This window comes from Rhodococcus sp. BH5, assembly GCF_027583855.1.
Taxonomy (GTDB): domain Bacteria; phylum Actinomycetota; class Actinomycetes; order Mycobacteriales; family Mycobacteriaceae; genus Rhodococcus_F; species Rhodococcus_F qingshengii.
This window is the reverse complement of sequence record NZ_JAJHVW010000001.1, coordinates 539,178-560,474: the sequence shown is the minus strand read 5'-3', so window position 1 is coordinate 560,474 and position 21,297 is coordinate 539,178. Positions and strand designations below refer to the sequence as shown.

Here is a 21,297-nt window from a genome sequence, read left to right as displayed (position 1 = left end):
GGTCGCTTCCGCTCGAACCCGGTCCGGTTCGAGTACTTTGGCGAAGGTGACCTTCGCTCATGACGAACGACTCGCCCTGGTGGACAGCATGGTCGAATTCGGCCCCGATGCTCCGACACTGTGTGGGGAGTGGACCAATCGTGACCTGGCAGCACATCTGATAGTCCGGGAGCGGCGTCTCGACGCCGCTCCCGGAATCATGTTGAGCCCTCTTGCCGGTCACACCGAGAGCGTGCGTAAGGCCGCAGCGGCGCGTCCGTGGGAGGAGATCCTCGACGACGTTCGGAGTGGGCCGCCTCGGTGGTCGCCGATGTACTGGCTCGACGCGCAGGTGAATACCACGGAAATGTTCGTCCACCACGAAGATGTACGACGCGCACATCTGAACTGGGCGCCGCGTCCGTTGTCGGAGGGTCGGCAGGCTCAGCTGTGGAAGTACGCCCGGCAGATCGGCAAGATGGGTTACCGCAAAGCCGCTGTCGAGGTCATTTTCGAACTTCCGTCCGGCGAGAGTGCGGTCGTCCACAAATCCGGCTCTCGCAGTGTTGTCCTGCAGGGTGAACCCGCCGAGTTGCTGCTGCACGCTTTCGGTCGCAACGAGGTGAAGATCGAAGCCAAAGGTGAACTGGCCGACGTTCAATCCGTGATGGCGCTCGATCGCAGTTTCTGATGGCCCCCTTCTGCCGGAGCCGAGCTCGACAGACGGGTTGTGAAGATCACGTTTCGCACTCGCCACCAGTGTTGCTGGTGTTGCGGATGGTCCAGATGGGGTCGCACAGACTAGCCTGAACTCCATGGCAGGTAAGTCGAGCGCCCGGGGATCCAGTACAAGCACGTCTACGTCCAGGGCATCGACCAGGTCGTCAGCCTCTACTCCGAGCGCGCGCGCAACCGCAAAACCTCGTGCCTCGCGCACCACGCGAACCGTATCGACTCCTCGAAATGTCACGACTTCGGCCAGGGCTGGTGGGCGCCCCGCGTCGGGCAAAGGCTCCAAGCCGGCGCCCAAGAAGGCGTCCGGTACGTCGTCGGCCGCGCGCCGCCCGGTATCGAAAACCTCTCAGCGGGCCAGCCCGTTGGCCGCTGTGGGCAAGGGAATCGGAGCCGGGTGGTCCCTGGCTGCCCGCGGCGTCGGCGCCACCACACGCACCGTCAGTAAGGTCGGCGAGATCGAAGCCGGCCACCGCCGCGACGGAATAGCGCTCGGCCTGATCGCATTCAGCGTCGTCATCGCCGGTGGCGTCTGGTTCAAGGCCGGTGGTCCGATCGGCGGTGGCATCGACACCCTCGTGCGGGCGATCTTCGGCGCGGCCTCGGCCGTGCTCCCCATCGTCGGCGTCGGCCTCGCGATCCTGTTGATGCGCACCGAACCGAAACCTGAGATCCGGCCCCGACTGATCATGGGATCGTTGCTGGTCGGTCTGCCGGCGCTCGGCCTCTGGCACATCATCTCGGGTTCACCGACAGACGCCACCGGTCGCTCCAACGGCGCAGGGTTTGTCGGATACGTCGTGGGCGGCCCGCTCACCAACGGGCTCACCGTCTGGCTGTCTGCGCCGCTGCTGGTCATCGCCGCCGGATTCGGAATCCTCCTTCTGACCGGAACGACTCTGCGTGAGGTGCCGAGCAAGTTCCAGTCCTTCTTCGGCGCCTCGTATCGCTCGGATGAATACGGCGACTACGGATCCGAATTCGACGAGGACGGTGAGCACCACTACGGCGAATCTGCTTACGATCCTTCACTGTTCGACGCCGACGGCTACCCGGTCGACACCTACGCCGAGCCGCCGCTCAAGCCCGCCAAGCGGCCCAGCCGACGCGCACCGATCGACAACTACCCGACGGACGAGTTCGAGTCGGGCGACAAGAAGACCGAAGTCCTCGGCCTGTGGAACGCCGACGACACCGCAGTACCCGACGAGCCCGTCGCGGCTGCGGCAGCGCCCGTGGTGGAGACTCCGGCGCCGCGCCCCAAGGTGCCTGCGCGTTCGGTCCCCATCGCCAAGCCCGTGCCGAAACCCGAACCGGAGCCGGAGGAGAAGGAACACTTCGTCACCGATCGGGTCACCGACGGCGACTACAACCTCCCGCCGACGACGTTGCTGATCGAGGGAGACCCGCCCAAGCTCCGCAGTTCTGCGAACGACGCGATGATCGAGGCGATCAGCGAAGTCCTCGAACAGTTCAAGATCGATGCCGCTGTTACCGGTTTCACCCGCGGACCGACGGTGACGCGCTACGAGGTCGAACTCGGCCCAGGCGTGAAGGTCGAGAAGATCACCGCGCTCGCCCGCAACATCGCGTACGCCGTGGCAACCGACAACGTCCGCCTCCTGGCCCCCATTCCGGGTAAGTCCGCGGTGGGTATCGAGGTACCGAACTCCGACCGCGAAATGGTCCGCCTCGCCGACGTTTTGAACGCGCCGAGCACCCGACGCGATCACCATCCGCTGGTGATCGGTCTGGGTAAGGACATCGAAGGTGACTTCGTCAGTGCGAACCTCGCGAAGATGCCCCACCTTCTGGTGGCAGGCTCGACCGGCTCGGGTAAGTCGAGCTTCGTGAACTCGATGCTCGTCTCGTTGCTCACCCGAGCAACGCCGGAAGAAGTACGGATGATCCTCATCGACCCCAAGATGGTCGAGCTCACGCCGTACGAAGGTATCCCGCACCTGATCACGCCTATCATCACTCAGCCGAAGAAGGCAGCGGCAGCGCTGGCCTGGTTGGTCGAGGAGATGGAACAGCGCTACCAGGACATGCAGGCCAACCGGGTGCGTCATATCGACGACTTCAACTCCAAGGTCAAGTCCGGCGAAATCACCGCCCCGCTGGGCAGCGAGCGCGTCTACCGTCCGTACCCCTACATCCTCGCGATCGTGGACGAGCTGGCAGACCTCATGATGACCGCGCCGCGCGACGTCGAAGAAGCAATCGTCCGCATCACGCAGAAAGCCCGTGCTGCCGGTATCCACCTGGTGCTGGCAACGCAGCGCCCGTCCGTCGACGTCGTCACCGGCCTGATCAAGACCAACGTGCCTTCGCGTCTGGCGTTCGCGACGTCTTCACTGACGGACTCGCGAGTCATCCTTGATCAGCCCGGCGCCGAGAAGCTCATCGGTATGGGTGACGGCCTGTTCCTGCCCATGGGCGCGGGTAAGCCGACCCGTATGCAGGGCGCGTTCATCACCGACGAGGAAATCTCGGCGGTTGTCGACTTCGCGAAAAACCAGGCCGAGCCCGAGTACACCGAAGGTGTCACCGCACAGAAGGCAGGGGAGAAGAAAGACGTCGACCCCGACATCGGCGACGACATGGATGTCCTCCTGCAGGCCGTGGAATTGGTCATCACGAGTCAATTCGGTTCGACGTCGATGTTGCAGCGCAAGCTACGAGTCGGGTTCGCCAAGGCCGGCAGACTGATGGACCTCATGGAAAGCCGCGGCGTCGTCGGACCCAGCGAGGGCTCGAAGGCACGCGAGGTGCTCATGAAGCCCGAGGAGCTCGACGGTCTGCTGTGGTCGATACGCGGCGGCGACCCGGATGAGGCACCTGCAGACGAGTAGGGACACCTCGGCGGAGAAGCCGTCGACAGACGACCGGAGGAACCCGTGCATGTGACGCCGTTGGCTTGGGGAATCACGATCGTGGTGATCCTCGGCCTGTTCGTCTTCGACTTCTTCGCCCACGTCCGCACTCCGCATGCGCCGACCTTCCGGGAGTCCGCATTCTGGTCGACGGTCTACATTTCGATCGCCATCGTCTTCGGCCTCGTCGTGATGTGGATCTGGGGCACCACGTACGGCGGTGAGTACTTCGCCGGCTACGTCACGGAGAAGGCGCTCTCGGTCGACAATCTGTTCGTCTTCGTGATCATCATGTCGACGTTCGCCGTCCCGCGAGAGTTCCAGCAGAAAGTCCTGCTGATCGGCATCGTCCTCGCATTGGTGATGCGCGGAATCTTCATCGGAGTCGGTGCGGCCGCCATCAATGCGTACAGCTGGGTGTTCTACCTCTTCGGTGCGTTCCTGATCTACACCGCGTACACCCTGATCCGCGATCACGGGCATGAGAAGGAAGCCGAGGAGAAGCGCGACAGTCGCATCATCTCACTCGTGAAGCGGGTGCTGCCGACAACCGAGGAATACGACGGGGACAAACTGATCACCCGGATCGACGGCAAGCGCGTCGTGACACCGTTGTTGTTGGCGCTCATCGCAATCGGGTTTGCCGACGTGCTCTTCGCGCTCGATTCGATTCCGGCGATCTACGGTCTGACCCAGGAACCGTATCTGGTGTTCACCGCCAACGCCTTCGCGCTGATGGGTCTACGGCAGCTGTACTTCCTGATCGGTGGGTTGCTCGAACGGCTGGTCTATCTCTCGTACGGGCTCTCGATAATCCTGGCGTTCATCGGTGTGAAATTGGTACTTCACGCGTTGCACGAGAACACCCTCTCGTTCGTCAACGGAGGTGAACACGTCTCCGTCCCGGAAATCTCCACGGCACTCTCACTCGGAGTGATCATCGGAGTATTGGCGGTGACGACGGTCGCGAGCCTGTTGAAGACTCGCGACCGGGCGGGGGAGTAAGCCGGGGCCGGGGCTCTCAGGCGCTGAACTGACCCAACACCGGAACCCACTCGGTGATCCGGACCTTCTCGATCAAATCGGCGATCGCGAACGGATCGTGGGTGAAGAGGAGGGAAACGGTGTCGGCGTCTGCGGCGTCGACGATGATCAGCGCGCCGTTTCCATCTGCAAACGGGCCGGATGACAAGACGATCGAGCGGGAAACCAGATCCGCGAGCCACGCGCGGTGATCGCTACGGACTTCGTCGCGCTGAGCGTTCTTCTCGGGCGCGTAGGTGTATTCGACGAGGAACAACGACATCGTGAACCGCTTTCGGGGCTGGTGATCGAGATGGTGGTGTGTGAAGAGTCTGAACGGTTCAGAGAGTCAGGAGCATGCGAGTATTGCCGAGTGTGTTGGGTTTCACATAGCTCAGATCGAGGAACTCGGCGACGCCGGCGTCGTAGGACCGACACATTTCCGCATAGACCTCGGCGGTGACGGGGGTGCCGTCGATCTCCGCGAATCCGTGACGGTGGAAGAACTCGGTCTCGAACGTCAAAACGAACAACCGTTCCAACTCCAATTCCTTGGCGACCTCGATGAGTTTGTCGACGACGTGGAAACCTGCGCCCTGGCCTTTGGCAGTCGGATCGACTGCGACGGTGCGGATCTCACCCAGGTCCGCCCACAGCACATGCAGTGCGCCGCAAGCGATTACCTGGCCGCCTCGCTCGGCGACCCAGAACTCCTGGACTGCCTCGTACAGCGTCACGAGATTCTTCTCGAGGAGGATCTTGCCGGCGTAGATGTCGATCAGACGCTTGATTTCGGGGATGTCCGACGTTCGCGCGCGACGCACGATCAACTGGCTCTCGGTATAGGTCGGCGCGGTCGAAGTCATGTGGTGCACATTAGTCAATGGCCCTACCGATATTCTAAGTCGCGTGCCTGTCCGCCCCACGCAATTCCCGCGCCGCTCGGCTTTGTCCCGGGTTCGGCTCACCGCCTGTGCGGTGATCCGATGAGTACCCCGCGCGATCAGACCGACGCCCATCGCGCCGCCGTCGGCCCGTCCGACGGCACACCTGTCGCGGACAACCGGGTTCCGTTGCTGAACATCGCGAACATTCTCACGATGGTCCGAATGGTTCTCGTTCCGGTTTTTCTCGTTGTTCTGTTCGTCGACGGCGGACACTCGACGTGGTGGCGTCTCGGGGCAATGGGCGTGTTCATCGTCGCCGCGATCACGGATCGGATCGACGGCCAATTGGCTCGGAAGTACGGTCTGGTCACCGATTTCGGCAAACTCATGGACCCGATCGCGGACAAGGCACTGATCGGCGCCGCGCTGATCGGTCTTTCGGTTCTCGGTGACCTGTCGTGGTGGGTGACCGGAGTGATCATCGCCAGAGAACTCGGAATCACGCTGTTGCGGTTCGCGGTACTGCGGCACGCGGTCATCCCGGCGGGCAAGGGCGGCAAGCTCAAGACCCTCGTGCAGGCCGTCGCGATCGGGTTCTACCTCTGCCCGCTGCCGAGCAGTTGGGACATCGTCAGCGGATTGCTGATGGCTGCTGCCGTCGTGCTGACGGTGGCGACGGGAATCGAATACATCGTGCAGGCGATCAGGCTTCGCGCCGGAGTTCGCGCAGTCGAGTCATGACGGACCCGCTGCTCGCACTCGGAGTGGTCGAACTCGTCGACGCCCTTGGCGCCGCGAGGCAGACTGTCGCCGCCGCCGAATCTCTGACGGCTGGCTTGTTCACGGCTGCGGTCGCGTCCGTGCCAGGGTCGAGCGCGGTGCTGCGTGGGGGCCTGGTCGTGTACGCGACCGACCTGAAAGCAACACTGGCCGGTGTGGATCCAAGCCGCCTGGCAACGGACGGCCCCGTGTCCGAGAGCACGGCGGTGGCATTGGCGCTCGGTGCCCGGACGAAGTGCGGTGCGGACTGGGGTATCGGTCTGACCGGAGTCGCCGGTCCGAGTGAGCAGGACGGACACCCGGTCGGAACAGTGTTTCTCGGTATCGCCGGCCCTGACGGAACCAAATGCGAACCGCTCGCGCTCGGCGGCGAACGGTGGGAGATTCGGACAACCGCGGTCGCGACTGCCGTGTCGCGGTTACGTGATCGTGTCGCAGAGCGTGCGGCACGATAGGCTCGGGAACCAATCGGATGTGTTCGGACGTTGACGATTGTGAAGACGTACGACCATGCACGATGAGGTCACGGATGAAGGAGGAGCGAGATGGCGCTGCTATTGCGTGAGGCAATCGGTGACAGTCTCCGGCGTACGCGCGTTTCGCAGAGCCGCACGCTACGTGAGGTGTCGAACAGCGCGCGTGTGAGCTTGGGCTATCTGTCCGAAGTGGAACGTGGGCGTAAGGAAGCATCGAGCGAATTGTTGGCGGCGATCTGTGATGCGCTCGCAGTCCCACTGTCCGACGTGCTGGTCGACGTGAGCGAGACCCTGGCCACGAAGAAGAGCGCTCCGGTAGCTGGTCGGCAGGTTGCCGAACCTGCCGTGTCTGCTTCCGGCTCTGTCTCGGCTTCTGGTTCGCCGACTATCGCACGCGACACCCGCGTCGTGATTCCGGCACCGAACGCTCGAAGGTTGGCGGCGGCGTAGCCACTACCGGCCGTAACCGATAGATTTTGTACGTAACCGCCGGTTTCCAGCAGGTGGGGTCAGAGCAGATAGGGCGCAGCCCTTGTTTCGGTGCGCGACGGTCGCGCTCCGGGTCGCGTTCGGCGCGGCGCATCAGATGGAGGCAGGATCAAACCAATGGCTAATCCTTTCGTCAAGGGCTGGAAGTACCTGATGGCGCTCTTCAATTCGAAGATCGATGAGAAGGCAGATCCAAAGGTTCAGATTCAGCAGGCGATCGAGGACGCACAGCGCCAGCATCAGGCGTTGTCCCAGCAGGCTGCGTCGGTGATCGGTAATCAGCGTCAACTCGAGATGAAGCTCAGCCGTCAACTCGACGAGGTCGAAAAGCTCAACGCCAACGCGCGCCAGGCCGTCAACCTCGCCGATCAGGCCGCTGCTGCCGGCGACAACGACAAGGCGATCCAGTACACCAACGCTGCCGAAGCTTTTGCGGCCCAGTTGGTGACGGCCGAGCAGGGCGTCGAAGATCTGAAGGCACTGCACGACCAGTCCTTGCAGGCCGCCGCTCAGGCCAAGAAGGCTGTCGAGCAGAACGCGATGACTCTGCAGGCAAAGGTTGCCGAGCGCACCAAGCTGCTCAGCCAGCTGGAGCAGGCCAAGATGCAGGAGCGCGTGAGCGAGTCCCTTCGGTCCATGGACAGCACGCTGTCGGCTCCCGGCAACACACCCAGCCTCGATGCTGTGCGCGACAAGATCGAGCGGCGTTACGCCGACGCACTCGGCTCTGCCGAGCTCGCCCAGAACTCCGTTCAAGGCCGCATGATGGAGGTCCAGCAGGCCTCGGTCCAGATGGCAGGGCACAGTCGCCTCGAGCAGATTCGTGCTTCCATGAAGGGCGAGGCACTGCCTTCCGGCGGCGCAGCAGCCACTCCTGCGACTCCGTCCGTCGAGAAGCAGCCCCCGGCTGCCGGTCAGACCGGGCAGTAGCCGAATCCTCGATGTCGGCAGTGATGCTCTGATGTTTTCTTCACGAGACGGTCGATCTGGGCGCGAGCCCCGGTCGGCCGTTCCCGTTTCCGTATCCGGCGCCTTCGGAGCGTTGGGACGCACCGCGGACACATTGCGCGAGGTCGGACTGTCTGCGGCGGATGCCGCTCGGCGGTGGCAGGACCCGCGCGCCAAATTCGAGCGCAAACGTGCCCGTGCACGTCGACGCGCTCAGCGTTGGGGTTTCATGTCCGGCGGATCAGTGGTCGGCACGGCCGGCCTTGCTGTTGCGTCGGCCCCCGAGTGGTCGGTGGTCGTGGCAGGCGGGGGAGCGGCACTGTTCGCGGTTCCCGCCGTCATCGCGGTCGGCCGTTACCGTTCGATGAGTTCCGGCCCACCGCCGTCGGCGCCGATTCGCCGGCGCTTGCCACCGTCGTCGTCTCGCGCGTTCATCCCGATGTCTCGCCTCATCGGCGCCGAGACTTCGCTGTTCGAGATCTTGAGTGTGCTCAGACGCGCCGACACCATCGACCCCGGTGAGTTGGACGAAATCACTGTTACCGCCGATTCGGCACTGAGAGCGATGTTCGCGGTGTCTTCGGATGTCGTCGCGATGGAACGCGCTGTGGCCGCGACGCCGAAGGTAACCGAACCTCTTGATCCCACCATCGACGGCGCAGTTCGTGAGTTGCAGTCGGGGTTGGATCAGTACGAGGATCTGGTGACTTCGGCAGCTGCTCTGACAGCGCCTCACAGCCCGTCGGCGCTCGTGGGATTCAACCGAGAGCTTTCGGCGCTGCACGCGGCCGCCGAGCGGCTCTCGGCGCTTGCCGACGCCATCGGCGAGGTGGACGACATCACCCGCAAGTACAACTGATCGGCTCTCGCGCCTGATCGATGCACACTGTTCGACATCTCAGTCGTCGGCGCCGCGGGCCGCCAATGCTTCGCCCATTGCGTCCGCGGTCATCAGGGTGCCGACGATGACCGGCACTGCGAAGGATCGCAGCGAGAATCCGAGCCCTCGCGCCTTGCGTGCCTCGGACACCTGTGTGATGACCTCGAACATCAGCGGGATACACCGGATCGTCATTGCGAGGAGCAAGGCGATCCGTTCGGGATTGACGCCGAAGCGTCGCAAGGGTGTCAGAAATCTGGTGATCGCGTCGAGCATCTCGGAGATCCGTGTGGTCAGACCCATGATCGCCGCGAAGGCGATCGAAATGATCAGAACCCCGCAAACGACGGCCGCTCGCTGCCATCCCGCGACTACCAGCTGGAACGCCCCGATGAAGAGCAACATCCACAGCGCCGGACGCAGCTGCCGGATTGCAGTCATCGGAGGAATGCGCGCAATCGCGTACAGGGCCACAACGACGATCGTGGGAGCTGCCAGTTGCCACGGCTCACGCACGAAGATCGAGACGGCGAGGATGGCCACGACCAAGGCGAAGAGCTTGATTCCCGTCGGCATCCGGTGCAGGAGTGAGCGGCCCGGACGGTAGACGCCGAGAGTGGTCACGAGACCAACGACCGGTAGTGATCGATGGAGTCGGCGGGGGAGCCGTCAGCGACGACGCGGCCTTGGTCGACGACCAACACCCGTTCGAAGGACTCGAGGAGATCGAGTTGGTGGGTCACGACGATCAGTTGCTGATCGAGTGACTCGAATACCGAGCTGATCAGCCGAGAGTTGCGAAGATCGAGGAGCGTGGTGGGTTCGTCGGCGACGAGTACGTTCGGTTCCGTCACCATGATGGCCGCGAGCGCGAGGAGCTGTTTCTGCCCGCCCGAAAGCTGGTGGGTGGGATGGTCGGCGTGCCCGGCGAGGCCGTAGCGTTCGAGCACCGAGGCCACCTTTGCGGCGCGCTCGGCTTTGCCCAATCCGCTACGGCGGAGCGAGAATTCGATGTCCTCGGCAACCGTCGGCATCACGATCTGGTGGTTGGGATCGGTGAAGACGAATCCGACCTGCTTGCGTACGTCGCGGCCCTTCTTCGCCGTGTCCAAGCCGTTGACGTGGACGTGTCCTTCCGTCGGAACGACCAGTCCGTTGATCATGCGAGCGAGCGTCGACTTGCCGCTTCCGTTCGCACCCACGATTCCGATTCGCTGCTCGCTCAGTCGCAGATCTATCTGCTGCAGGACCGTTCGTTCACCGAAGCTGTGTCCGACGTTCTCGAAGACGATCTCACTCATCGGAGATTAATTCGCCACCACGGTCTTGTTCGACGAGATCACCGAGTCGCGCAGTAGTGCCGGGTATGCCCGGTGAACCTGGGACGCGACCAACGCGGTGACGACTGCTTTTGCGGCGTCGAGCGGGATGAAGGCGGCGTTGGCCGACCATGCGGCAACGAAGCTCATGTGTCCGCGGACCATCATTCCAACGATGCCGAACGCGTAGAGAACGACGACGCCGCCGAGAAGGTTGATGCCGATGCCCGCGATGATCCGGTACTTGGGCAGCATCTTGGCGGTCAGCCATCCGATGACAAACGCCGTCGGGATCCAACCGATGAGGAATCCGGCTGTCGGGCTCGATAGAGACACGAGTGCGGTGCGACCGCCGGCAAGGACCGGTAGACCGACCAATCCCAGAGCAATGACCGTCAGGACGGCGAGAACACCCTTGCGCGGTCCGAGTAGAGCGCCGGCCATCATGACGCCCATGGACTGAAGGGTGATCGGCACGCCGGAAATGCCGATGTTGATCGACCCGGGTAGGCCCAGCGCGATGATGAGTGCGGCGAAGACGGCTACATGCGCGAGATCGCGAGCGGGGAAACGGGTCGTAGACACTGCGGACGTGCTCCTTCGGCATACGGGATCGAACTTCGCGAGTTTACGCCAGGAGCAAGCTCCCATGGGTTGGACCCTGACCTGCGTGAGGGCCGGTCTCGGGGTGAACCCTGATCTTTACCTGAACTTGCCGCTGAGCTGCTGCTTTGTCACGCCAGACCTGTCAGGCTGGTTCTACGGACGACGCAGCACCTGTCCGATTCGACTGATTATTCAACGGCACGTTGGAGGTAAGCATGTTTTGGAAGATCGTTTTGGCCGTCGTACTGGTGTGGGTCGCACTCGCGGTGGTCGGTGCGCTGATCAAGGGGCTTTTCTGGGTTCTGGTGGTCGGCGCTGTCGGCTTCGGAATCTACTTCCTGGTGAAGGCGATGTCGGGAAGTGACGACAATTCGCCCGCTTCGCGGTTCTGACGGGCAAGATCTGCCCTATGGAAAACTTCCCCGAGGACTGGCAGCGCGCGATTGTCATCGTGGCGCATCCCGATGACATCGAATACGGCGCAGCCGCAGCAGTGGCGCAGTGGACCGATCGCGGCAAAGACGTGCGATATGTCCTGGCCACGCGCGGCGAGGCCGGAATCGCCGGTCTGTCGCCCGAGGAGTCCGGCCCGATCCGCGAGGAAGAAGAGCGTCGCTCGGCCGCGATCGTCGGTGTCGGTGAGGTGGAGTTCCTCGGCCTGCCCGACGGTCGTCTCGTGGAAGGCTTGGAGTTGCGCTCGACTCTCGCCGCAGCAATTCGCCGCCACCGTCCGGAATTGGTGGTGACGATGAACTTCTCCCACACCTGGGGCCCCGGCTATCTGAACAGCGCAGATCACCGTGCACTCGGGATCAGCGTTCTCGACGCAACTGCCGACGCAGCGAACGAATGGATCTTTCCCTCATTGACAGCGCAGGGACTGGCGCCGTGGTCCGGTGTTCGGTGGGTTGCGGTTAATACGATGACTCCCACACACTGCGTCGACGTGACGTCGACGGTCGATCGCGCCGTGGATTCGCTCGCGGAGCATGCGCGATATCTGGCGGCGCTGAGTTCCACGCCGATCCGGGAACAGGCGCGCGCACAGATCGACATGGTCAGCGGACCGAAGCCTGGTTTCGACGCCGAGCGAGCAGTTGGTTTCGAGTTGTACTATTTCTGATGATCTCTGAGCGAGAGAAATCGCAAGTCCCGACGGGATTACCGGTGACTTGTCCGGTATTGTGTTACACACGATGGTAATCCGTAACGCAGATGACTCAATTGCCCCTCGCAAGGCAGATGGTCAGCGCATCCCCAGCCGCGAGATCGACGACGTGATTCTCGACGCAGCAAGGTCGTGTGTCCTCGATTTCGGAATGCAGCGAACCACACTTGCCGAGATCTCGCGTCGGGCCGGCGTGAGCCGACCGACGGTCTACCGGCGATGGCCGGACACGCGAGCTGTCGTCGCGGACCTGCTCACCCGGGAGATCCGATCGGTGCTGCCCGAGGTGACCTTCAACGGGTCTGCCGGCACGTTGCTCGTGGAGGCGATCGGTGACGTCGTCGGCCAGATTCGCGACCATCCGCTCTTCGTGAAAATTCGGCAAGCCGATCAAGAATTGCTGACGACCTACATCGTGGACCGGCTCGGCGCGAGCCAGAAGTCGATTCTCGAGCTGATCACATCCGTTGTCGCGGCCGGCCAACAGGATGGTTCGATTCGCGAGGGAAGCGTCAACGAGATCGCGGCGATGGTTCTACTGATGGCTCAGTCCGTCGTCATTTCTGCGCCGACTCTCGAGCCGGAGCTTTCCTCCGATGCGTCGGTCGAGCAACTTCGATATGCGGTCGCTGCTTATCTGGCACCCGTCAAGAATTCGGGAGAATAGCTGTGAGCCCCCTAGATTCAGCAGGCAGCGATTCAGCGCTCAACGCACAACGGCGTACTCGTGAACTCGAGCAGTTGGCGAACGGCGATTCGGTCGACGTCCTGGTGATCGGCGGCGGAATCACCGGTGTCGGTGTCGCTCTCGACGCCGTGACTCGTGGGCTCAGTGTTGCGCTGGTCGAAAAGCACGACCTCGCGTTCGGCACCAGCCGCTGGAGTTCGAAACTCGCACACGGCGGCCTTCGGTACCTGGCTTCCGGCAATGTCGGTATAGCGCGTGAAAGTGCGGTCGAGCGCGGCATCCTCATGACGCGCACCGCGCCGCACCTCGTTCGCGCCATGCCTCAACTCGTACCGCTGTTGCCCGAAACGTCGTTCTTCGGGAAGGCCCTGGTGCGTACCGGTTTCCTGGCCGGTGACGCTCTGCGCATGTCGGCGCGAACCCCGGCTTCGGTGCTGCCCAGATCACGGACGGTCAGCGCTGCGCGGGCGCGCGAATTGGCTCCCGCGGTCAAGCAGGAGAACCTACGAGGCGCCTTGACCGCGTTCGACGGGCAGCTCATCGACGACGCCCGCCTCGTCGTCGGTATCGCCAGAACCGCAGCGTCGCACGGCGCGCGAATCCTGACCCGCGTCGGTGCATACGACGTATCCGGAACGTCGGCCACCTTGCGCGACGAGTTGACCGGATCCGAGTTCTTGATGCGTGCCCGCGTCGTGGTCAATGCGACCGGTGTCTGGGCTGATCAGGTCGACTCCAGCATCACCCTGCGCCCCAGCCGCGGGACGCACCTGGTGCTCGATGCAGCGCGATTGGGGAACCCCACGGCAGCGCTGACCGTGCCGATTCCCGGCGAGACCAACCGTTTCGTCTTCGCCCTGCCCGCCCAGCTCGGCCGGATCTACCTCGGGTTGACCGACGAAGCAGCGCCGGGACCGGTGCCAGACGTGCCGTCGGCGTCAGAGGACGAGATCGACTTCCTGCTCGACACCGTGAACACGGCGTTGGAAGTTCCGCTGACCCGTGGGGACGTCTTGGGGACCTTCGCGGGTCTGCGTCCGCTGCTGGACACCGGTGAAGGCTCGACGGCCGACCTCTCGCGCAATCACGCTGTAGTCCGTTCGGACTCGGGCTTGGTCACGGTGGTAGGCGGAAAACTCACGACGTACCGCAAGATGGCCGAAGACGCCGTCGACGCTGCGGTCGAGGTCGGGTCGCTGAGCGCCGGGGCATGTCGGACACGCGCGTTGCCGCTGGTAGGCGCTGCATCACCGGCGGAATTGAAGAAGATCAAGGCACCCGCGTCATTGGTGGCGCGATACGGCACCGAGGCCGAGGTCGTTGCCGCGGCGAGCGGCGATCGTCTCCGGTCGGTTGCGGACTTGGAGATCTGCGGTGCCGAGTTCGATTTCGCGGTGTCGCATGAAGGCGCTCTCGACGTCGACGACGTCCTCGATCGCAGAACGAGAATCGGGTTGGTGGCTTCGGATCGCGAACGCGCACTGGGTGCGGCGGAACAGGCCTTTCACTCGGTGTGACACTCTGATCCGGTGCGTGTAGCCGTTGTTGCCGGGCCGGACCCGGGTCATGCTTTTCCCGCAATAGCGTTGTCGCTGGCGTTGATCCAGGCCGGCGACGAACCGATCCTGTACACGGGGACCCGGTGGGTCGAGGCAGCACGAGCAGCCGGCGTGGAAGCCGAGCCGCTCAAGGGCTTGGCCCCGCGGCCGGGAGACGACGATCTTGATGCAGGCGCTCGGATTCATTCGCGCGCCGCCTATATTTCCACCGAACTGCTTCCCGACCTGAAGTCCGTCTCCCCGGATCTCGTCGTTTCCGACATCCTCACTGCCGGAGGCGGATTGGCCGCCGAAAGACTTGGCATCCCCTGGGTGGAACTCTCGCCTCACCCGCTGTACTCACCTTCACGGGGGTTGCCGCCGATCGGCAGTGGGCTCGCGCCCGGCGTCGGAATTCGTGGTCGACTCCGCGATACCCTGATGCGCGCAGCGACGGGACGTTCGATCAAGCAAGGGTTGGCCCAGCGATCCCAGGCCCGTGTCGGTGTCGGACTGCCCGCTCTGGATCCCGGTCCGCAAGCGCGGCTGATCGCAACACTTCCGGCACTCGAAGTGCCTCGCCCCGACTGGCCGGAGCGCGCTCACGTCGTCGGACCGCTTCTGTGGGAGCCGACCGAGGTGATTCTGGATCCACCGCCAGGTGACGAACCGCTGGTTATGGTGGCGCCCTCCACGGCGCACACCGGCGCAGTGGGAATGTTCGAGGGCACGGTCGAAGGACTCGGCGGAGCCGGTGTGCGGCTGATTGCGTCGATGCTCGACGGGGCTGAAGGTGAGCATCCTGATTGGGTTCGTGCAGGTCTCGGACGCCAGGACGCGATGCTGCGTGACGCGTCGGTGTTGGTATGTGGCGGCGGGCACGGCATGTTGGCGAAGGCCCTGCTGGCCGGCGTGCCGACGGTCGTCGTTCCCGGGGGCGGGGACCAGTGGGAGTTGGCCAATCGCGCTGCGCGGGCAGGGACGTCGGTGATCGTGCGGCCCGCAGATGCTCAGTCGATTCGCGATGCCGTACTGCAGGTGCTCTCCGACAAACGATTCGCGGAAGCTGCGAGAGCGGCTGCCGCGACTGCGTCGCAGGTCACCGATCCGGTGGCGGTGTGCCGACAGGTGGTCAACGGAGGTGTGACGGCGTGAGCACGTTGCGCCTGAATGCAGGTGCACCGCTCTGTGGACTACGGTGGCGGCTGTGCGGTTGACCGAATTTCATGAAATGGTGCGCGAAGAGTTCGGGCAGGTACGAGGCGACTCGATGCTGATCGACCATGTACTCCAGAGTCTCGACGGAATGACTGCCGCGGAGGCCGTCGAAGCAGGCTGGGAGCCTCGCGAAGTGTGGCGTGCGCTCTGTGTGGAGTTCGACGTACCACCCGCCCGCCGCTGATTCTTCGGCGTGTCGAACGTCTCCCATCTTCTGTTCGAACACGTGTTCGTCTATGCTGAACCTGTTCGGTGGTGACGCTTCTTTGGTAACTGCGAACTTTCGATGTTCTACAAACGCGGTGACCTACAAACGCGGTGATCGACAAGCGCTAAAGCAAGATCGAAAAGTCTGTCGGTGGCCGGATCTACTCTGATCGCAACACACCAACAGGGTCGGCTCAGGCAGGCGCTGAAGAGACGGAGTCTGCTCAGGCAGGCACTGAAGACTGAAACAAGGATGGGGATCACGATGGCACCACAGGCACCTGATCGGGACAAGGCACTCGACCTCGCGTTGGCGCAGATCGACAAGAACTTCGGCAAGGGTTCGGTGATGCGCCTGGGTGAGGGTGTCCGCCAGCCCATCGCCGTCATTCCCACCGGTTCCATCGCGCTCGACGTCGCGCTGGGTATCGGCGGACTGCCGCGTGGCCGCGTCATCGAGATCTACGGCCCGGAGTCCTCGGGTAAGACCACCGTGGCACTGCACGCAGTTGCCAATGCTCAGGCCAACGGCGGCATCGCGGCGTTCATCGACGCGGAGCACGCACTCGATCCCGACTATGCAGCCAAGCTGGGCGTCGATACCGATGCACTCCTGGTCTCGCAGCCCGATACGGGTGAGCAGGCCCTCGAAATCACCGACATGCTGATCCGTTCAGGCGCCCTCGACATCGTCGTGATCGACTCCGTGGCCGCTCTTGTTCCTCGCGCCGAGATCGAAGGCGAGATGGGTGACAGCCACGTCGGTTTGCAGGCTCGACTGATGAGCCAGGCGCTGCGCAAGATCACCGGTGCCATGAACAACTCGGGCACCACCGTCATCTTCATCAACCAGCTTCGCGAGAAGATCGGTGTGATGTTCGGTTCTCCCGAAACCACCACCGGTGGTAAGGCACTGAAGTTCTACGCTTCGGTCCGCCTCGACATCCGTCGTATCGAAACTCTCAAGGACGGTACCGACGCAGTGGGTAACCGCACTCGCGTCAAGGTCGTCAAGAACAAGGTCGCGCCGCCGTTCAAGCAGGCCGAGTTCGACATTCTCTACGGCCAGGGCATCAGCAAGGAAGGCTCGCTCATCGACATGGGTGTCGAGCACGGGTTCATCCGCAAGTCCGGCTCCTGGTACACCTACGAAGGTGACCAGTTGGGTCAGGGCAAGGAAAATGCTCGTAAGTTCTTGCTGGAGAACACCGATATCCGTGACGAGATCGAGAAGAAGATCAAGGAAAAGCTCGGTATCGGTGCTGACGTCACTGCAACCGACGAAGCTCCCGCCGACTTCTGAGTTCAGTCATGAGCTTCGACGACGGTGACAACGGCGAGAATGCTCGTGAAGAGTACGGCGCTCCTCGGCGTCGATCCCGTCAACGATCCGAGAAGCCGTCGCAACGCGCAGAAGGTGGGACGGAGGCGCAGGCCAAAGATGCTTGCCTGCGCCTCCTGACCGACCGGGCGCGCAGCCGCTCCGAACTGGAAACCAAGCTGAGCGGACGCGGCTTCGAACCCGAGATCATTACCAAGGTCCTCGATCGACTCCAGGAAATCGGGTTGATCGACGACGCAGACTTCGCGAACCAGTGGGTTCATTCGCGGCATACGTACTCGGGCAAGGGAAAGCGTGCGCTTGCAGTCGAGTTGCGGCTCAAAGGAATCGACCAGGACACCGCTTCCGAAGCGTTGTCACAGATCGATCCGGAAGATGAACGCGAGCGAGCAGCGGAGCTGGTTCGGCGGAAGCTGAAGAACAAGCCCGTCGATGATCGCGACAAGGTCACGCGTCGACTGGTCTCGATGCTGGCACGCAAGGGATATTCAGCGGGGATGTCCTACGAGGTGGTCAAAGCCGAGATGGCGGCGGTCACCGACTCGTAGCGAAGTGCAGCATTCAGAACAATAGGGCGGGGGTACCACCGAAATTCGGTGGTACCCCCGCCCTGTTGTGTATTCACGCTAACGCGGCTGGATTCGACTCACGGCTCCATCTGATTCACGGCTTGGTCAGGTCCATACCCGGAACCGAAACAGCTGGGTCGGCGGACGGAGCCGCGATGGGGCCCTTGCCCTTTCGCTTCCCGGACCGCAGGCGCTTCTCCACCTTGGTTGCCAGGAAGGTCAGAGCCGAGTTGAGAGCGATCATGATCGCGGCGACCACGATGAGCGCCGGCAGGAAGTTTCCGTAGAAGGTGCCGAGCTGTTGGGCCTGACGCACCAGCTCGACATATCCGATCAGGTAACCGAGGGCGGAGTCCTTCAACGCCACGACCATCTGTGAAATCAGGGCCGGGAGCATGGCGGTAACCGCCTGGGGGAGCAGGATCGTCACCATGATCTGCGTCTTGCGCATACCAAGTGCCTTGGCGGCCTCACTTTGCCCTCGTGGGAGTGAGTTGATTCCGGCACGGACGATCTCGGCGATCACAGAACCGTTGTACAGAGTCAGACCCACGACGACTGCCGCGAGTGCGAGGTACTTGGACTTGAAAACCTCGTATTCGGCGAACACCTGATACGAGAAGATCATCAGAATCAGAACCGGTACTGCTCGGAACAATTCGACGATGACGCCGCAAAGCTTCCGAATGATGTTGTGCTCGGAGAGTCGGCCGATACCCAGTGCAGAACCGAGGATGAGCGCGAAGACGATGGACATCGCAGCCGCGATCAGCGTTCCCCGGATGCCGGGTATCAGATACGTTGTCCACGACGTGGATTCGAGGAACGGATCCCACTTCGCTGCTGTCAGCTGGCCCTTTTCGTCGAGTGCGCGGTAGATGACGTAACCGATTGCGACCATGAGTGCAGCGACGACAAGGGACGCGAATCGGTAGAGATTTCGCGCTCTCGGACCTGGCGCGTCGTAGAGGACTGTTGCGCGGTTGCTCATCGTGAAACCTCGAATCGCTTGCTCAGCTTGCCGAAGATCAAGCCCATGGGAAGTGTCAGGATCACGAAACCGACAGCGAAGATTCCACCGACGACGAAGATCGCCGCTTCGTTTTCGATCATCTTCTTCATCAGCGCTGACGCTTCGGATACGCCGATCACCGCGGCGATGGTCGAGTTCTTGGTCAGTGCGATCAGCACGCTACCCAGCGGTGCTGTGACCGCGCGAAATGCCTGAGGCAGGACGATCAGCCGAAGATTTTGTGCAAACGACAGACCGAGTGATCGGCCCGCTTCGGCCTGGCCGACCGGAACGGTATTGATTCCCGATCGAAGTGACTCACACACGAACGCGGCGGTGTAGACACTGAGGCCGAGGACGGCGAGTCGGAAGTTGTTGTCCACCAGAAAAGTCGGCGAATCCGACTTGGCGAGGTTGACTCCGAGCGTCTGCGAAAGACCGAACAGACAGAACAACAGAATCAGTGTGAGGGGGGTATTGCGGAACACGGTCACGTACGCGGCGCCCAGGAATCGGGCGACCGGGACCGGTGACACGCGCATCGCCGCGATCAGCACACCGATGATGACAGCGCCGATCGCGGAGAAAAATGTCAGCTGGATCGTGGTCCAGAAGGCTTCCAGAAGCTGGTCGCCGTACTTGCTCAGAAGGTTCACTTGCCGTCTCCCCAGATCACGGGATCTCCGTTGGTGGCGTCACGCGCTGCGGCTCCCGAAGTGGGAGCCGCAGCGAGATTGACGGTGAAAAAAGCAGGTCAGTAACGATCAACGGTGGGCGGCGCCGGGATGGGGTAGCCCGAAGCGCCAACGGTGTTGTTGAAGGCTTCTTCCCATGCGCCGGTGGAGATCATCTTCTCGATGGCGTCGTTGATCTTGCCGCGGGTCTCGGAATCGTCCTTGGCCAGGCCGACGCCGTAGTTTTCCGTTGTGAACGGTTCTCCGACGACCTTCAACTGGCCGGGGTACTGTGCGGCAAAACCAGCGAGGATGATGTCATCGGTGGTGACTGCGTCGACAGCGCCGTTGCGCAGTGCTTCGACACAAGCAGAGTAGGTGTCGAACTCCTGAAGTTGGACGTCAGGTACGGAGTCCTTGACCTTCTGAGCCGGAGTGGAGCCAGTCACCGAGCAGAGCTTCTTGCCGCCGCTGAGAGAATCGCGACCGGTGATGTCGGTGTTGTCGGAGCGAACGAGCAGCGATTGGCCGGCGATGAAGTACGGACCGGCAAAGCCGACCTTTTCCTTGCGTGCGTCGGTGATCGAGTAGGTGGCCACAATGTAGTCGACCTCGCCGTTCTGGATCAGGGTCTCGCGTTGGGCTGACGGTGATTCCTTGAAGGTGATTCCTTCGGGCTTCACGCCGAGTTCGTTCGCGATGTACCGGGCTACCTCGACGTCGAAGCCGGAGAACGTCCCGTCCGGATTGCGCTGACCGAGGCCGGGCTGATCGAACTTGATACCGACGGTGAGCGTTCCGTCGGCAGCACTCTGCGATGCGCTCTTTTCTTCTCCTCCACCACAAGCCGTGGCAGCGAACGCGATAGCCATGATTCCGATTCCGAAACGGACGGAGCGATTGATCTTCATGAAGATCCTCTCAGTTGTCGACATGCAAACGGTGCAGTCGAGATGAACGGTGCAGCCGAGGTGAACGGTGCAGTCGAGCAAGTTGTCTTGTGGACGAGGACAGGACTGTCGGAGGGGAGACTGTAATCAGTGCGTGAGGATCTTGCCGAGGAAGTCCTTGGCCCGATCCGACTTGGGATGGGTGAAGAACTCTTCGGGCGTGGTGTCTTCGACGACCTGGCCGTCAGCCATGAACAGCACACGATCGCCGGCTTTGCGGGCGAATCCCATCTCGTGCGTGACCACGAGCATGGTCATGCCTTCCTTGGCGAGGGAAGTCATGACGTCGAGGACCTCGTTGACCATCTCGGGATCGAGAGCGGAGGTGGGCTCGTCGAACAACATCACCTTCGGCTGCATCGCAAGAGCGCGAGCAATCGCGACACGCTGTTGCTGACCGCCGGAAAGCTGCGCCGGGTACTTGTCGGCCTGATTGGCGATACCTACGCGCTCGAGCAATGCCTGCGCCGTCTTCTTGGCTTCGTCCTTCTTCGCCTTGCGGACCTTCATCGGTGCGAGCATGACGTTCTCGAGGATCGTCTTGTGTGCGAACAGGTTGAAGGACTGAAAGACCATCCCGACGTCGGCACGAAGTGCGGCAAGTGCTTTGCCCTCCTCGGGGAGCGTCTTGCCGTCGACGGCAATGGTGCCCGAGTCGATGGGTTCGAGGCGATTGATGGTGCGGCACAGAGTCGACTTACCGGAGCCCGACGGACCGAGGACGATCACCACTTGGCCCTTGGGTACCTCGAGATTGACCTCTTGCAGGACGTGAAGTTCCCCGAAGTGTTTGTTCACCGAGGTCATCGAAATCATGGATGTGGAATCGCCGGAGGTGGTCGGCGTCGTCGCATCGTCGGCTTGGGTCATAAACGAGAACCTTAGGCGTAGTTTGCGTCGACGCCCGTGATTTCGCCATGGTTCTTGCCATATGTA

At 62.5% G+C, this 21,297-nt stretch carries 25 protein-coding genes; 16 read left to right on the top strand and 9 right to left on the bottom strand.

The window, feature by feature from the left end:
- The first annotated feature begins 46 nt into the window (after positions 1-46).
- From RhoBH5_RS02500 to RhoBH5_RS02490, 3 genes are all read left to right on the top strand, one after another.
- Entirely contained in the window at positions 47-670 is a 624-nt protein-coding gene (locus tag RhoBH5_RS02500; RefSeq protein ID WP_003942175.1) for a TIGR03085 family metal-binding protein, read from the top strand.
- 124 nt (positions 671-794) lie between these two features.
- Complete coding sequence (locus tag RhoBH5_RS02495) at positions 795-3,566, top strand: DNA translocase FtsK (protein WP_221742751.1); 2,772 nt, start codon at positions 795-797, stop codon at positions 3,564-3,566.
- Positions 3,567-3,611: 45 nt separating this feature from the next.
- The gene (locus RhoBH5_RS02490) at positions 3,612-4,592 is read left to right on the top strand and encodes a TerC family protein (RefSeq protein WP_019748181.1); all 981 of its coding nucleotides are present in this window, start codon (positions 3,612-3,614) and stop codon (positions 4,590-4,592) included.
- A 16-nt stretch (positions 4,593-4,608) separates the two neighbouring features.
- Here the strand turns inward: RhoBH5_RS02490 and RhoBH5_RS02485 are convergent, their stop codons facing one another.
- Positions 4,609-4,893 carry a YciI family protein gene (locus RhoBH5_RS02485; protein WP_003942124.1) on the bottom strand — a complete coding sequence of 95 codons (285 nt, stop codon included), beginning with the start codon at positions 4,891-4,893 and terminating at the stop codon, positions 4,609-4,611.
- Positions 4,894-4,951: 58 nt separating this feature from the next.
- The gene (locus RhoBH5_RS02480) at positions 4,952-5,476 is read right to left on the bottom strand and encodes an amino-acid N-acetyltransferase (protein WP_007735157.1); all 525 of its coding nucleotides are present in this window, start codon (positions 5,474-5,476) and stop codon (positions 4,952-4,954) included.
- 120 nt (positions 5,477-5,596) lie between these two features.
- Between RhoBH5_RS02480 and pgsA the strand changes: the two genes are divergently transcribed.
- From pgsA to pspM, 5 genes are all read left to right on the top strand, one after another.
- On the top strand, positions 5,597-6,238 hold the full coding sequence (gene pgsA / locus RhoBH5_RS02475) for a CDP-diacylglycerol--glycerol-3-phosphate 3-phosphatidyltransferase (protein ID WP_270007913.1): 642 nt from the start codon (positions 5,597-5,599) through the stop codon (positions 6,236-6,238).
- Positions 6,235-6,732, top strand: coding sequence for a CinA family protein (locus RhoBH5_RS02470; protein ID WP_058038694.1), 498 nt, complete (start codon positions 6,235-6,237; stop codon positions 6,730-6,732). Before pgsA ends, RhoBH5_RS02470 begins: the two co-directional genes overlap by 4 nt.
- Positions 6,733-6,822: 90 nt before the next feature.
- The gene (locus RhoBH5_RS02465) at positions 6,823-7,203 is read left to right on the top strand and encodes a helix-turn-helix domain-containing protein (RefSeq protein WP_003942191.1); all 381 of its coding nucleotides are present in this window, start codon (positions 6,823-6,825) and stop codon (positions 7,201-7,203) included.
- 156 nt (positions 7,204-7,359) lie between these two features.
- Positions 7,360-8,172, top strand: a complete 813-nt coding sequence (gene pspA / locus RhoBH5_RS02460) for a phage shock protein PspA (protein WP_003942098.1) — start codon at positions 7,360-7,362, stop codon at positions 8,170-8,172.
- A gap of 31 nt (positions 8,173-8,203) precedes the next feature.
- Positions 8,204-9,049: a phage shock envelope stress response protein PspM gene (pspM, locus tag RhoBH5_RS02455; protein ID WP_020907518.1), complete on the top strand. Its 846-nt coding sequence runs from the start codon at positions 8,204-8,206 to the stop codon at positions 9,047-9,049.
- Positions 9,050-9,088: 39 nt separating this feature from the next.
- Here pspM and RhoBH5_RS02450 read toward each other — a convergent pair whose 3' ends face one another.
- The 3 genes from RhoBH5_RS02450 to RhoBH5_RS02440 are packed head-to-tail and all read right to left on the bottom strand — an operon-like array spanning position 9,089 to position 10,974.
- Positions 9,089-9,694: an energy-coupling factor transporter transmembrane component T family protein gene (locus tag RhoBH5_RS02450; protein ID WP_042922628.1), complete on the bottom strand. Its 606-nt coding sequence runs from the start codon at positions 9,692-9,694 to the stop codon at positions 9,089-9,091.
- Positions 9,691-10,371: an energy-coupling factor ABC transporter ATP-binding protein gene (locus tag RhoBH5_RS02445; RefSeq protein ID WP_007735161.1), complete on the bottom strand. Its 681-nt coding sequence runs from the start codon at positions 10,369-10,371 to the stop codon at positions 9,691-9,693. Before RhoBH5_RS02445 ends, RhoBH5_RS02450 begins: the two co-directional genes overlap by 4 nt.
- 6 nt (positions 10,372-10,377) lie before the next feature.
- The gene (locus RhoBH5_RS02440) at positions 10,378-10,974 is read right to left on the bottom strand and encodes a biotin transporter BioY (RefSeq protein ID WP_007735162.1); all 597 of its coding nucleotides are present in this window, start codon (positions 10,972-10,974) and stop codon (positions 10,378-10,380) included.
- Positions 10,975-11,198: 224 nt separating this feature from the next.
- Here RhoBH5_RS02440 and RhoBH5_RS02435 point away from each other — a divergent pair, with 224 nt between their 5' ends.
- From RhoBH5_RS02435 to recX, 8 genes are all read left to right on the top strand, one after another.
- Entirely contained in the window at positions 11,199-11,387 is a 189-nt protein-coding gene (locus tag RhoBH5_RS02435) for a hypothetical protein (protein ID WP_020907519.1), read from the top strand.
- A gap of 17 nt (positions 11,388-11,404) precedes the next feature.
- Positions 11,405-12,118 (top strand): PIG-L deacetylase family protein, encoded by a 714-nt coding sequence (locus RhoBH5_RS02430; RefSeq protein WP_007735164.1) that lies wholly within the window; start codon positions 11,405-11,407, stop codon positions 12,116-12,118.
- 73 nt (positions 12,119-12,191) lie between these two features.
- A complete protein-coding gene (locus tag RhoBH5_RS02425; protein WP_003942216.1) occupies positions 12,192-12,830 on the top strand; it encodes a TetR/AcrR family transcriptional regulator in 639 nt (212 codons plus the stop codon).
- Positions 12,831-12,832: 2 nt separating this feature from the next.
- On the top strand, positions 12,833-14,368 hold the full coding sequence (locus RhoBH5_RS02420) for a glycerol-3-phosphate dehydrogenase/oxidase (RefSeq protein ID WP_064444528.1): 1,536 nt from the start codon (positions 12,833-12,835) through the stop codon (positions 14,366-14,368).
- Positions 14,369-14,380: 12 nt separating this feature from the next.
- Complete coding sequence (locus RhoBH5_RS02415) at positions 14,381-15,544, top strand: glycosyltransferase (RefSeq protein ID WP_042450679.1); 1,164 nt, start codon at positions 14,381-14,383, stop codon at positions 15,542-15,544.
- Between the two features lie 52 nt (positions 15,545-15,596).
- Entirely contained in the window at positions 15,597-15,791 is a 195-nt protein-coding gene (locus tag RhoBH5_RS02410; protein ID WP_003942185.1) for a DUF3046 domain-containing protein, read from the top strand.
- A gap of 288 nt (positions 15,792-16,079) precedes the next feature.
- Positions 16,080-17,117, top strand: a complete 1,038-nt coding sequence (gene recA, locus RhoBH5_RS02405; RefSeq protein ID WP_007735170.1) for a recombinase RecA — start codon at positions 16,080-16,082, stop codon at positions 17,115-17,117.
- 8 nt (positions 17,118-17,125) lie between these two features.
- Entirely contained in the window at positions 17,126-17,704 is a 579-nt protein-coding gene (gene recX, locus RhoBH5_RS02400; RefSeq protein WP_007735171.1) for a recombination regulator RecX, read from the top strand.
- A gap of 115 nt (positions 17,705-17,819) precedes the next feature.
- Here recX and RhoBH5_RS02395 read toward each other — a convergent pair whose 3' ends face one another.
- From RhoBH5_RS02395 to gluA, 4 genes are all read right to left on the bottom strand, one after another.
- Positions 17,820-18,716: an amino acid ABC transporter permease gene (locus RhoBH5_RS02395; RefSeq protein WP_270007912.1), complete on the bottom strand. Its 897-nt coding sequence runs from the start codon at positions 18,714-18,716 to the stop codon at positions 17,820-17,822.
- Complete coding sequence (locus tag RhoBH5_RS02390; protein WP_003942105.1) at positions 18,713-19,393, bottom strand: amino acid ABC transporter permease; 681 nt, start codon at positions 19,391-19,393, stop codon at positions 18,713-18,715. Before RhoBH5_RS02390 ends, RhoBH5_RS02395 begins: the two co-directional genes overlap by 4 nt.
- A gap of 98 nt (positions 19,394-19,491) precedes the next feature.
- Complete coding sequence (locus tag RhoBH5_RS02385) at positions 19,492-20,322, bottom strand: glutamate ABC transporter substrate-binding protein (protein WP_003942146.1); 831 nt, start codon at positions 20,320-20,322, stop codon at positions 19,492-19,494.
- 126 nt (positions 20,323-20,448) lie between these two features.
- A complete protein-coding gene (gene gluA / locus RhoBH5_RS02380) occupies positions 20,449-21,177 on the bottom strand; it encodes a glutamate ABC transporter ATP-binding protein GluA (RefSeq protein ID WP_007735175.1) in 729 nt (242 codons plus the stop codon).
- Positions 21,178-21,297 lie beyond the last annotated feature (120 nt).

Excerpts from the sequence above, each read along its gene's own strand:
- RhoBH5_RS02495 (WP_221742751.1), top strand. The coding sequence starts at position 795 with ATGGCAGGTAAGTCGAGCGCCCGGGGATCCAGTACAAGCACGTCTACG.
- RhoBH5_RS02485 (WP_003942124.1), bottom strand. The coding sequence starts at position 4,893 with ATGTCGTTGTTCCTCGTCGAATACACCTACGCGCCCGAGAAGAACGCT.
- RhoBH5_RS02480 (WP_007735157.1), bottom strand. The coding sequence starts at position 5,476 with ATGACTTCGACCGCGCCGACCTATACCGAGAGCCAGTTGATCGTGCGT.
- pgsA (WP_270007913.1), top strand. The coding sequence starts at position 5,597 with ATGAGTACCCCGCGCGATCAGACCGACGCCCATCGCGCCGCCGTCGGC.
- RhoBH5_RS02470 (WP_058038694.1), top strand. The coding sequence starts at position 6,235 with ATGACGGACCCGCTGCTCGCACTCGGAGTGGTCGAACTCGTCGACGCC.
- RhoBH5_RS02465 (WP_003942191.1), top strand. The coding sequence starts at position 6,823 with ATGGCGCTGCTATTGCGTGAGGCAATCGGTGACAGTCTCCGGCGTACG.
- pspA (WP_003942098.1), top strand. The coding sequence starts at position 7,360 with ATGGCTAATCCTTTCGTCAAGGGCTGGAAGTACCTGATGGCGCTCTTC.
- pspM (WP_020907518.1), top strand. The coding sequence starts at position 8,204 with ATGTTTTCTTCACGAGACGGTCGATCTGGGCGCGAGCCCCGGTCGGCC.
- RhoBH5_RS02445 (WP_007735161.1), bottom strand. The coding sequence starts at position 10,371 with ATGAGTGAGATCGTCTTCGAGAACGTCGGACACAGCTTCGGTGAACGA.
- RhoBH5_RS02430 (WP_007735164.1), top strand. The coding sequence starts at position 11,405 with ATGGAAAACTTCCCCGAGGACTGGCAGCGCGCGATTGTCATCGTGGCG.
- RhoBH5_RS02425 (WP_003942216.1), top strand. The coding sequence starts at position 12,192 with ATGGTAATCCGTAACGCAGATGACTCAATTGCCCCTCGCAAGGCAGAT.
- recA (WP_007735170.1), top strand. The coding sequence starts at position 16,080 with ATGGCACCACAGGCACCTGATCGGGACAAGGCACTCGACCTCGCGTTG.
- recX (WP_007735171.1), top strand. The coding sequence starts at position 17,126 with ATGAGCTTCGACGACGGTGACAACGGCGAGAATGCTCGTGAAGAGTAC.
- RhoBH5_RS02395 (WP_270007912.1), bottom strand. The coding sequence starts at position 18,716 with ATGAGCAACCGCGCAACAGTCCTCTACGACGCGCCAGGTCCGAGAGCG.
- RhoBH5_RS02385 (WP_003942146.1), bottom strand. The coding sequence starts at position 20,322 with ATGAAGATCAATCGCTCCGTCCGTTTCGGAATCGGAATCATGGCTATC.
- gluA (WP_007735175.1), bottom strand. The coding sequence starts at position 21,177 with ATGATTTCGATGACCTCGGTGAACAAACACTTCGGGGAACTTCACGTC.